Below are 10,993 nucleotides of genomic sequence, written 5' to 3' on the forward strand. Positions count from 1 at the left end.
AATAGATGACAACATTATTAACGAGTGTATGTAAATATTCGATGATCATTGTGATGATCTTATATACGGTGCTGGCATTTTGGTCACTTCGATATAAGAGTGTTGAAAATATGAGAGGGTGTTATTGGGGAATGAACCTTTTGACCTTTTCATTTTTGACACTAGGTTTTGCTGTGATCGCAGTGAAAGAGAGAAGCATACTGATAGTGGGCTACTATGCAGCTATTATGCTTTATTTTATGGTGTATCTACTTGTATACCGCCATATGTACAAAAAAGCAAATTTAGCGCTGCTAAGCCATATGCTTATGTTTTTGTCAATTGGTTTTATACTGCTTACAAGGCTAAATCCAAAACAGTCAATAAAGCAGTATATTATAGTAGTAGGTTCCTCTGTGCTTACTCTAATAGTTCCCAAAATGTTTGCAAAACTGAAGGCTGCACGTAACTGGGCAATTGTGATGGGCATCATCGGTATTTTGATGCTTGGCATAGTGCTTGTGCTTGGTAAAATTACAAGAGGTGCAAATCTTTACATCAATCTGGGATTTTTCAGCTTTCAGCCGTCTGAGTTTGTAAAGATAAGCTTTGTATTGCTGATTGCGGTACTGCTTCGTGAGCGCACAGATATAAAGCGTGTACTCTTGTCAGCAGTAATCGCAGCAGTTCACGGAATAATTCTTGTTGCCTCAAGAGACCTTGGTGCTGCACTCATTTTCTTTGTTTCTTACTTGATGATGTTATATGTGGCAACGAAACAGAAAGCTTATCTTTTTATTGGATTGATTGTCGGCTTTTTTGCCTGCATCGCAGCGTATTATCTGTTTGCCCATGTGCGTGTGCGTGTTCAGACATGGCTTCATCCATTTGCTGATTTTTACGGAAAAGGAAATCAGATTGGAAATTCCTTGTTTGGAATTGGAACAGGCGGATGGTTCGGACAGGGACTTTACAAAGGACAGCCATCTAAAACACCAGAGGTTATCATGGACTGTATCTTTACAGCAGTCTGCGAGGAGCTTGGCGGTATCATTGGCATTTGTCTGATTTTAATTTGTATTGCATGTCTGTTAATGTTTATTGCAGTCGCAGCAGAGCTGTATCTTCCATTTTATAAGCTGATTGGAATTGGTCTTACAGCCATATATGGCACACAGGTCTTTTTGACAATCGGAGGCGGAATTAAATTTATTCCGCTTACAGGTGTAACACTTCCACTAGTCAGCTATGGAGGAAGCTCTGTGTTAAGTACATTTATTATTTTTGGAATCATGCAGGAACTGTATATTAAACGTCAGAATGAGGTGGAAAGACTTGAGAGAATCAAAGAAAGAGTCCATTATTAACGAGAAAGAAGCAGCTGTAAAGAAAAACGAAGAAGTAAAACCAGAAAAAAAGAATGAAGAAACAGCTGCAGAGAAACAGGAGCAAAAGCCAGAAATCAAAAAAGAAAAAATAAACCAAGAAGAAATAAAACAAGAACCAAAGGTGCAGAAAAAAGTAAAAAACACCACTAAAAAAGGGGTAAAAAAAGAAAAAAAGCCGACAAGCCGCCAGCATGAAATTAAAGTGGCAGGTACAATTTTAGTATCACTGCTTGGTGCAATGCTTTTGTATTTTATTTATTTTGAGGTGAAAGGAAAGGATGATGTTCTTTCAAGTAAATATAATACAAGACAGCAAAATATGGCACAGCTGATTCGAAAGGGCGATATTGTTACAAGTGATGGTGTTGTAGTGGCGACTACGCAGACAAGAGAGGATGGAACTGAGGTGCGCGCATATCCATACACAAATTGGTATGCGCATACAGTAGGTTATTCCGTGCTTGGTGGCTATGGTCTTGAAGATACTCAGAAGTTAAATCTTCTGACAAGTCATGTTGATTTTTGGACAAAGTTAAAAAATGAGTTTCTTGGTGTTAAGACACAGGGAGATACGCTTGTGACAACACTTGATTCTGGTTTGCAGGATTTTTGTTATAGACAACTTGATGGAAAGACAGGCTCAATTACTGTGGTGGAGCCATCTACTGGAAAGATTTTGGCTATGGTTTCTTCGCCTAATTTTGATCCAAACACAGTAGAGGAGCAATGGAGCTGGCTGACATCAGAGGAAAATACAACGCAGAACATGATGAATCATGCAACGCAGGGAACTTATCCTCCGGGATCTACCTTTAAGCTTATTACATTGCTTGAATATATTCGTGAAAATCCAGATACATGGCAGGATTTTCACTATACTTGCACCGGAACATATACAAACGGTGATTACGTTGTAAATTGTCATGATGGTGTTGCGCATGGAGAACTGGATATTTATGGAATTTTAGGTATGTCGTGCAATGGCGCGTTTGATACGATAGCACAGACACTTAATTCAACAAAATGGCAGAAGCTGGCAGAGGATTTTGGATACAATCAAAGTGACAGAAGTCAGGTGGATTTCCCGTACAAAAAGAGCCATTTTGATATTGCCTCAGATGACAGCGTGTGGTCAAGAATGCAGCTTGCCATTGGACAGGGAACAACAACTGTAACACCGTTATTAAATCTGATGATATATGCAGCTATCGCAAATGATGGTGTAATGATGACACCTTATCTGGTAGATCACTATCTGGATGCAGATGGAAATGTTGTAGAACAGACAAAACCAAAGGCGCTGCGCAGTGTGTGCACAAAGGCAGAAGCAGAACTGATGGATGAATTTCTAACATATGTTATTACAAATGGAACGGCAGCAGCCGGAGGCAGCCAATATGCGAGAGTATCTGGAAAAACAGGATCAGCGCAGTATGATTCCACAAAAAATTATCATGCATGGTTCTGTGGTTATGGAACAAATGATGTAAGTGAAATCGCAGTATGTGTCATGATTGAAAAGGGCGGTGCCGGCGGAATTGTTGCAGCACCGGTTGCGGGACAAATTTTTGATTATTATTTCAGCAGATAAAAAAAACCTTGAAACTGTATGCATTTTCAAGTATACTTATTTTATATGATGCCAGGGCAGAGATTTGCCCTGGCCAAAACACACCATAGTCAGGAGGAATTGCAATGATAGAAGCAACGAGCTGTGGCGGTGTGGTGATATTTCGCGGTAAAATTTTAGTCTTATATAAGAATTACAAGAGCAAGTATGAAGGCTGGGTATTACCGAAGGGAACCGTTGAACCCGGAGAGGAGCATTGGCAGACAGCGCTGCGCGAGGTACGGGAAGAAACAGGTGTCGAGGCATCCATTGTGAAATATATCGGTGTAAGTGAGTATACATTCCATGTACCGCAGGATATTGTAGAAAAAGAAGTGCACTGGTATCTAATGATGGCAGACAGTTACTACAGTAAGCCGCAGAAGGAAGAGTATTTTGTAGATTCCGGATATTATAAGTATCATGAGGCGTATCATCTGCTGAAGTTTTCAAATGAAAAGCAGATACTCGAGAGAGCGTACAATGAATACCTGAATCTGAAACGGGATAATTTGTGGGGAATCCACAGAATTAACCGTATCGGATAAGGTATGCAGACGTTTTGCATTGACATAATAGATCAGACAGGATAAGGTGAGAGTATGAGATTTCGACCATGTATTGATATCCATAATGGTATCGTGAAGCAAATTGTTGGAAGTTCTTTGAAGGATGAGAATGATCAGGCATCAGAGAATTATGTGGCAAATCGTGATGCATCGTGGTTTGCAAAGCGTTATAAGCAAGACGGATTGCAGGGAGGACATGTGATTCTTTTGAATCCACAGTCCTCCCCGTATTATGAAAAGACAAAAAAGCAGGCACTTGAAGCACTGCATGCATATGAGGGAGGATTGCAGGCTGGCGGCGGTATCACTCCAGATAATGCACTTGATTTTTTGCGCGCAGGTGCATCTCATGTAATTGTCACATCATATGTGTTTAACGATGGATGTATTCAGTATGACCGTTTAAAAAAACTGACACAGTTAGTTGGAAAACAAAGGCTAGTTCTTGATGTAAGCTGTAGAAAGATAGATGAAGGCTACTGTATCATGACAGACCGTTGGCAGAAGTTTACAAAGGAAGTAGTTACACTGCCATTATTGGAGGAGCTGTCTGCATATTGTGATGAATTTTTAGTACATGCTGTCGATGTAGAAGGCAAAAATGGAGGAATAGAGACGGGACTTGTTAGGATGCTGTCTGATTATGACGGTATTCCTGTTACATATGCCGGAGGAGTTCATAGTTGGGACGATATTGAGCTTCTCAAAAAACTGGGCAAAGGAAAGATTGATATGACAATTGGAAGTGCACTTGATTTGTTTGGCGGAACATTGTCATATGAGCGTCTTGCAGCGATGCATTTTTAACGAAAAGGAGAAAAAATGGATAACACAAATATTCTTTATGGAAAAAAATGGGCAGTTTGCGGTGATAGTTTTACAAATGGAGATTTTTCCGGAGGATATAGCGAGACATTTGAAGATGGTCCGTTTGCCGGAAAATATAAGACATATGGTTATTTAATAGCTGAAAGAAATCAGATGACAGTGCAGCATTTAGCAGTAGGTGGCCAGACAATGGCGATGCCGCCTGTTCCAGGCACTTTTTCCAATTCATTTTCCAATGGAATTTATAAGACTATTGATGAGGATGTTGATTATATCACATTGTACTACGGAATCAATGATTCACACCACAGACCATCATCAACAGGAAGCGATGGCGAAGATCAGACAGGAATAATTCATCTGGGCACGATTGATGATACTGATAATACTACATTTTATGGTGCTTGGAATGTTGTTTTGGAATATCTGATTGCGCATCATCCGTATGCACATATTGGCATTTTAGTGTCAAATGGATGTGAGACTGATGATTATCGTCTGGCAACCATTGAGGTGGCAAAGAAATGGGGCATTCCATATATCGACTTAAACGGAGATGAGCGTACACCAATGATGCATCGCTCTACAAACCCTGCTCATTGTGATCGTGCAAAAGAGCTTCGCATGGAAGCATTTAAGGTGGGAGGAAGAAACTCTCATCCAAATATCAAAGCTCATCTGTATGAGAGTTGGTTCATCGAAGATTTCCTGCGTACATTATAATGCTTTTGTCACAGGTCCATCAATCCTATTAAACTTTTTTTGATGTCAAACAAATCTATGAATCGTACCCTAACGATCACACCATCATCTGAAGTAAACTTGATTTCTTTTTCATGCTCTATCTTTTGACTGACTTTTTCAGTCATTGGATAGAGCATTGTAATGTTTTTGGCATTGTATTTTTTCTGGTATGCATACATCTGGTACATATCCGCTTGAGAGATCCCCCAATTTACTTTTTGGCTGGAGAGAAGTTTCCATTTCGTATCACAAATAAAAATGGCGTTGTCATGTTTTCTGGTGATTACAATATCTGGCCGTAATATAAATTTCTTATTAGGCTGTGTGAACAGATAATGTGTGGCATCTTGTATGGAGATTGAAAAATCCTCTGCCGGTAGAAATTTTTTTAACTGCACGGCAACATAGCGCTCAAATAGTGTTTCCATAGGAAACATAAGAGAAAATGCAGCACCAGAGCCAGAAAACGAAGAAAAACTTTTTCCACTCAAGAAAAGTTGGCACCATAGAAGGAGTGTGGAATAGTCCCTGCTATGACTTTTATTTTTAAAGTTCACATTGTTTTTTGAATTGTAATCAAGTCCTATTTTTGAAAAATCACTGGCATAGTCTGTAGAAAACGGGACATTACTAAAAGCAGCAAGCAATGTTTTTATATCGTTCTTGTTTCTCAAAGAGCGTGTTTGTTTATATAAAAGCATTAATGTCGATTTGATCAGTCTGTTTTCAGGGCAGTTAGGTGTAAATTCATCAGATTCTGTGAAAACACGTTCTTTGTGGGAAATATTGTATTTTTGCTGCTCAGGAAACAAAATTTTTCCCTTAAAATAAGATCTGTTTTCAGCTATGGTTTCATAGTTGCTGCGCAGTCCATGTTTTGCCAAACAAAATGCTTCAACGATAAACATTCGTATGAAGATATCCAAAATCGGCATTTTTTCAATATCGACATCTGTAACTTGCAAGCTTTTATATGAGATATTCGTGAGTGATTTGATCATGTCTGTCACAAGTTTTTTGATTTTTTGATTGCTTTTTTGCGTGTTAGAGACAATCTTTGGTAAGATTTCAATGGCAGTGCCATCATCGAATGTAATAACACCGATATAGTTTTTGGCAGTTATAATTTTGCCGATTTCTTTTCTGAATGAAATCCCCATTAGCTCTAAGGCATTTGTGTCACTGCTTGTGCCGAAAAACTTATGAAACGTATGAGTGGAGCTTACATTTTTACTGGAGAGAATAAAGTTTTCCAGCTGCTCAAATATGGTAGGCGGCAGAGTAGTGTATCCCTCTATTTGTCTGCCTGTGATAAAAGATCCATATTCGCTTATCTGATAAATTGTTTTTGACATATATGATCCTTTCAACTTTAAAAAAATAGATTTTAAATAGAATGGTATGCTTTGATTATTGAAAAAGCCGCTGCATTTATTTTATATTGAAAGGAATCGCCAAGATCAAAATCTGTGCTGCCAAAAAGTGCATCATAGTCAACCACATTTTTAATAATAAACTGTTCGCTCTCATTTACCTTTTTATTGTCTCCAAGTACAAGGCGAATTTTTTCATAGTCCTCATAAAAGTACTCCTGCAGTAGAGGGAGAATTGCACTTTTAAAAATAGAAGCAAGCGTTTCAACTGTTGGATTGTTCTTTAACGGCATGAAATAGGCATGACCAATTGTGTGCTCACGGTCGTAAAGCACGCTGATTTTTTGATTCATGTGTGAGAGAAGTTGTTGAATTGAAAGCTCTTCAACATAAATTTCACTTAGAACTGATGGATCAGGCTGCATTTCTTTAAATTGAAAACGACGGCGAAGAGCAGTGTCGATTGTAGATATGGAACGGTCTGCTGTATTCATTGTTCCAATTATGTAAATGTTGTCAGGAACACCGAAAGACTCTTTTGAATATGGAAGTCGAGTATAAGTTCCTTCCAGCTGCCCAATTCGTTTTGAAGGCTCAATCAGCGTGATAAGCTCACCAAAAATCTTTGCAATATTGCCGCGGTTTATCTCATCAATAATAAAAACGTGATTAGTTTGAATCGATTGCTTTGCGCGGTCACAGAAATTCTTGAAAAGGCCAGAGGAGACTTTATATTTAACATCAGAAATCACATTATCGCTGTCACTAGTCATTACGGGACGAATGCCTTCGATAAATTCTTCGTAGCTGTATGATTGATGGAATGTGGTAAATTCAATTAGCCCATCTGCCTTATAGTGATGATAGCGTTTTATTATATCCTCTAAAGGTTCATTCACAATATCTGATAATGACTTTTCCTCAATGACTGCAACAGCATAGAGGAGAGTGTGATATGTTTTGCCAGTTCCAGGTGGACCGTAGAAAATCATATTTTTCGGAAGCTCTGCGTAGTCTGACGAATTTTCTTTAAAGATATACCAGTCATCGAAGTCATCCATATATTCAACATCTTTTACATTTTTTAGTATTTTGGGTTTTAATATCATATTTACGTATACCTCCACAAAATTAAGAAAGTTATTGCTTAAGTGATACTAATCGTTATGTTAAATGTAATAAAAAAAAGTGTTCACAAGTAAAACTACTCATGAACACCTTTTTGATGCCGGTGGCCGGACTCGAACCGGCACGGATCGCTCCGCGTGATTTTGAGTCACGTGCGTCTGCCATTCCGCCACACCGGCTGACAACATGTAAATAATACCATGCTTTTCAAAAAAAAGCAAGCATTTTTTTGAAAATAGTTGAAGAAAATATAAAAGAATGATATGATAGCCAAAGAAACGTGAGATAAAACTCAGAAAGGAAGAAAAAATGTATAAAGAGTATAGTAATGTATACGTAAATAGCCACCCGCTGGTTCAGCATAAAATTTCTATGCTGAGAAATAAAAATACAGGAACAAATGAGTTCCGTAAGCTTATTGAGGAGATTGCAATGCTGATGGGATATGAGGCATTGAGTGATCTGCCGCTTGAGGATGTAGAGATTGAGACACCTATCGAAACATGTATGACACCTATGATTGCAGGAAAGAAGTTAGCAATTGTTCCTGTTTTAAGAGCTGGTTTGGGAATGGTAAGCGGTATTACCGCACTTACTCCTAGTGCAAAGATTGGTCATATTGGTCTGTATCGTGATGAGGTTACACACGAGCCGCATGAGTATTACTGTAAGTTGCCGTCACCAATCGAGCAGAGAACTATAGTTGTTGTAGATCCGATGCTTGCAACTGGCGGATCAGCAGTTGAGGCAGTTAATTTTATTAAGCAGCATGGTGGAAAGAAGATTAAGTTTATGTGCGTAATCGCAGCACCAGAAGGTATCGAAAGACTAATGAAGGCACATCCAGACATTCAGCTGTATGTTGGACATGTAGATCGCGAGCTGAATGAGAATGCATACATTTGCCCAGGTCTTGGCGATGCAGGCGACCGTATCTTCGGAACAAAATAAAACGTTCTAATTAGAATTGAGCTTTGAGCCGGAGCAATCCGGCTCTTTTTAAACTGGGATGAAGATACTGGTCAATATTAAAGGAGAAAATTTTATGCGCGCAAAAATCAGACAGCTGTTTTGCCTGATAGTTATTGTTATAATTGTTTTAGCAATAGGGGCAGCAGCAATCAATGTCTATATGGTATGGGGGACAAAAGGGCGTATTTTAAAAAAAGATCAGTGGGCAAATTTTAAAGCAGATGGTGTTGTTGTTTTGGGCTGTGCAGTAAGACCAAATAAGGAAGCAAGTCCAATGTTGAATGATCGAATGCAGACAGCGATTTCTTTTTATAAGGAAGCTTCTGCTAAAAAAATGCTTGTCAGTGGAGATAATTTAAATGAAGATTACGATGAAGTATCCGTTATGAAAAAACTTGCAGTGTCAGGCGGAATTGAAGCAGATGAGGTATATATGGATCATACTGGTTTAAATACATATGATACCATTGTGCACAGTCTGGAATTTTTTAATAAGGGATCAACAATTGTAATTGTGACTCAAAGCTATCATCTTTACCGCGCACTTTATTTGGCGCAGTGTATGGGGCTTAATGCATATGGCGTGTCAGCAGACAGCGATATTGTTTACCGCGGGCAATTGTACAGAGAGTTTCGCGAGATGGCAGCAAGACTAAAGGACTTTTGGTATGGTATTACTAAGCCAGAACTTCCAGAATTGGCAAAAGGAATCATTACTTGCAAATCGAAAAAGTTTGACGTATACTATGCGTGAACTGCAACAACTTTGGGAGGACATCTTTATGAATTTTATTTTTATATCGCCTCAGTTTCCAACCAACTATTACCATTTTTGTGCGGAGCTGAAGAACAACGGAGTAAATGTTTTAGGAATCGGTGACAGTGCCTATGATTCCTTGCCATATAGCCTAAAAAATGTACTTACCGAGTATTATAAGGTAGAGTCCATGGAAAACTATGATCAGATGATGCGCGCAGTCGCTTATTTCACTTTTAAATATGGCCGTATTGATTGGCTTGAGAGCAATAATGAGTATTGGCTGACACAGGATGCCAGACTGCGCACAGATTTTCATATCACCAGTGGTTTTCAGCTAAATGAGATTGAGACTTTTAAGTCCAAGAAGCACATGAAGGAATATTACAAAAAGGCAGGTGTTCCGGCAGTGGAGTGCTACAAAATTGGCTCTCGCGAGGGCTGCTTTTCTTTTGCAGCAAAGTATGGCTATCCAATTGTAGTAAAGCCAGATAATGGTGTTGGTGCACAAAATACTTATCGCATCTCAAATGATCAGGAGCTTGATCAATTTTTTGCAGAAACAGACAGAGAAGGATATTTAGCAGAACCGTATGTAGATGGTACGATCTGTTCCTATGATGCGATCATCAACAGCAAGGGAGATGTTCTTTTTGAATCTGGAAATGTGACTCCTGTGTCTATTATGGATATTGTAAATAATAAGGCAGATGCTTATTTTTACATAGAAAAGCAGCTGCCAGATGATGTGCGCGATGCAGGAAGACGATGCGTAAAAGCATTTGATGTAAAGAGCCGTTTTATTCATTTTGAGTTTTTCCGTCTGAATAAGGACATGCCGGGTGTTGCAAACAAGGGTGAAATAATTGCGCTTGAAGTCAATATGCGTCCAAGCGGCGGTTTCACACCAGATATGCTTAATTATGCAAACAGTACAAATGTGTATAAGATCTGGGCAGATATGATCGCGTTTGATCGCTGTACTTTGTCTGAGTATGCAGATAAGTTCTATTGCATATATGTGGGAAGACGCGATTGTAATCCGCATAAGAATGCTCACAATGAGATTTTGTCCCGTTACCGTGCAAATATCACGATGAGTGACCGTATGCCGGCTGTTTTAGCACAGGGCATGGGAGATCAGATGTATATTGCTAAGTTTAGTGAAAAGGACCAGATGGAGGCGTTTTTGCAATACGTCATTGCCTGACAGAAAAGAGGGGATTGTTTGGACTGTAAAACTGCGAACCGTATGATGGTTCCTTTTTTGGAGGGTGCTCTTTCATTGGAGGAGACCGATCATTTTTTGAAGCATATAAAAGAATGTTCCGGCTGCAGAGAGGATCTGGAAATTTATTATACGGTTCGTACTGCAATTGACGGAATGGATCAGGATCGCTTTAAGACATATAACTTAAAGCAGCAGTTTGAGCATGATATGAGCCAAGTGGCCAGACAGGTTCGTGCAGGTCTGTTTATTCAGTGGCTTCATCATATTGCATTGACAGCGGCAACAGTTGCAGCGGCAGCTGTATCTATGCTGCAGATCATGCGTTGGTTTTAAATAAAATGATACCAGGGTCAAAAGCTCCAAAAGCCGTTCGTGCTTGCACGATTAGGTTTTTGAGCTTGGGACCCGCAAAAAC

The 10,993-nt window shown here is 39.2% G+C and carries 11 protein-coding genes and 1 tRNA gene; 9 read left to right on the plus strand and 3 right to left on the minus strand.

Annotated features, from left to right (window positions below):
* The first annotated feature begins 5 nt into the window (after positions 1 to 5).
* The 5 genes from LKD48_RS04815 (at position 6) to LKD48_RS04835 (ending at position 5,096) form a co-directional block, all read left to right on the plus strand.
* Positions 6 to 1,346, plus strand: a complete 1,341-nt coding sequence (locus tag LKD48_RS04815) for an FtsW/RodA/SpoVE family cell cycle protein (RefSeq protein WP_227102079.1) — start codon at positions 6 to 8, stop codon at positions 1,344 to 1,346.
* Positions 1,315 to 2,958: a penicillin-binding transpeptidase domain-containing protein gene (locus LKD48_RS04820; RefSeq protein WP_308731379.1), complete on the plus strand. Its 1,644-nt coding sequence runs from the start codon at positions 1,315 to 1,317 to the stop codon at positions 2,956 to 2,958. The genes LKD48_RS04815 and LKD48_RS04820 overlap by 32 nt, the downstream gene beginning before the upstream one ends.
* A gap of 104 nt (positions 2,959 to 3,062) precedes the next feature.
* Positions 3,063 to 3,524 (plus strand): NUDIX hydrolase, encoded by a 462-nt coding sequence (locus LKD48_RS04825; protein ID WP_066557863.1) that lies wholly within the window; start codon positions 3,063 to 3,065, stop codon positions 3,522 to 3,524.
* A 54-nt stretch (positions 3,525 to 3,578) separates the two neighbouring features.
* Positions 3,579 to 4,352 (plus strand): phosphoribosylformimino-5-aminoimidazole carboxamide ribotide isomerase, encoded by a 774-nt coding sequence (hisA, locus tag LKD48_RS04830; protein WP_227102077.1) that lies wholly within the window; start codon positions 3,579 to 3,581, stop codon positions 4,350 to 4,352.
* Between the two features lie 15 nt (positions 4,353 to 4,367).
* Entirely contained in the window at positions 4,368 to 5,096 is a 729-nt protein-coding gene (locus LKD48_RS04835) for an SGNH/GDSL hydrolase family protein (protein WP_227102076.1), read from the plus strand.
* Positions 5,097 to 5,104: 8 nt separating this feature from the next.
* Here LKD48_RS04835 and LKD48_RS04840 read toward each other — a convergent pair whose 3' ends face one another.
* From LKD48_RS04840 to LKD48_RS04850, 3 genes are all read right to left on the minus strand, one after another.
* On the minus strand, positions 5,105 to 6,472 hold the full coding sequence (locus tag LKD48_RS04840; protein WP_308731380.1) for an McrC family protein: 1,368 nt from the start codon (positions 6,470 to 6,472) through the stop codon (positions 5,105 to 5,107).
* A 32-nt stretch (positions 6,473 to 6,504) separates the two neighbouring features.
* Entirely contained in the window at positions 6,505 to 7,599 is a 1,095-nt protein-coding gene (locus LKD48_RS04845; RefSeq protein WP_262537010.1) for an McrB family protein, read from the minus strand.
* 117 nt (positions 7,600 to 7,716) lie between these two features.
* Positions 7,717 to 7,797, minus strand: a tRNA-Leu gene (locus LKD48_RS04850).
* Positions 7,798 to 7,927: 130 nt separating this feature from the next.
* Here LKD48_RS04850 and upp point away from each other — a divergent pair.
* The 4 genes from upp to LKD48_RS04870 all read left to right on the plus strand — a co-directional run bounded on the left by upp (position 7,928) and on the right by LKD48_RS04870 (position 10,911).
* Positions 7,928 to 8,569, plus strand: coding sequence for a uracil phosphoribosyltransferase (gene upp, locus LKD48_RS04855; protein ID WP_066557877.1), 642 nt, complete (start codon positions 7,928 to 7,930; stop codon positions 8,567 to 8,569).
* A 94-nt stretch (positions 8,570 to 8,663) separates the two neighbouring features.
* Positions 8,664 to 9,344, plus strand: a complete 681-nt coding sequence (locus tag LKD48_RS04860) for a SanA/YdcF family protein (RefSeq protein ID WP_227102073.1) — start codon at positions 8,664 to 8,666, stop codon at positions 9,342 to 9,344.
* Between the two features lie 28 nt (positions 9,345 to 9,372).
* Positions 9,373 to 10,557: an ATP-grasp domain-containing protein gene (locus LKD48_RS04865; RefSeq protein WP_227102072.1), complete on the plus strand. Its 1,185-nt coding sequence runs from the start codon at positions 9,373 to 9,375 to the stop codon at positions 10,555 to 10,557.
* Positions 10,558 to 10,575: 18 nt separating this feature from the next.
* Positions 10,576 to 10,911 (plus strand): anti-sigma factor family protein, encoded by a 336-nt coding sequence (locus LKD48_RS04870; protein ID WP_227102071.1) that lies wholly within the window; start codon positions 10,576 to 10,578, stop codon positions 10,909 to 10,911.
* Positions 10,912 to 10,993: the final 82 nt, after the last annotated feature.

This window comes from Anthropogastromicrobium aceti, from assembly GCF_020687335.1.
Taxonomy (GTDB): domain Bacteria; phylum Bacillota; class Clostridia; order Lachnospirales; family Lachnospiraceae; genus Anthropogastromicrobium; species Anthropogastromicrobium aceti.

Excerpts from the sequence above, each read along its gene's own strand:
- hisA (WP_227102077.1), top strand. The coding sequence starts at position 3,579 with ATGAGATTTCGACCATGTATTGATATCCATAATGGTATCGTGAAGCAA.
- LKD48_RS04835 (WP_227102076.1), top strand. The coding sequence starts at position 4,368 with ATGGATAACACAAATATTCTTTATGGAAAAAAATGGGCAGTTTGCGGT.
- LKD48_RS04815 (WP_227102079.1), top strand. The coding sequence starts at position 6 with ATGACAACATTATTAACGAGTGTATGTAAATATTCGATGATCATTGTG.
- LKD48_RS04825 (WP_066557863.1), top strand. The coding sequence starts at position 3,063 with ATGATAGAAGCAACGAGCTGTGGCGGTGTGGTGATATTTCGCGGTAAA.
- upp (WP_066557877.1), top strand. The coding sequence starts at position 7,928 with ATGTATAAAGAGTATAGTAATGTATACGTAAATAGCCACCCGCTGGTT.
- LKD48_RS04840 (WP_308731380.1), bottom strand. The coding sequence starts at position 6,472 with ATGTCAAAAACAATTTATCAGATAAGCGAATATGGATCTTTTATCACA.
- LKD48_RS04860 (WP_227102073.1), top strand. The coding sequence starts at position 8,664 with ATGCGCGCAAAAATCAGACAGCTGTTTTGCCTGATAGTTATTGTTATA.
- LKD48_RS04845 (WP_262537010.1), bottom strand. The coding sequence starts at position 7,599 with ATGATATTAAAACCCAAAATACTAAAAAATGTAAAAGATGTTGAATAT.
- LKD48_RS04865 (WP_227102072.1), top strand. The coding sequence starts at position 9,373 with ATGAATTTTATTTTTATATCGCCTCAGTTTCCAACCAACTATTACCAT.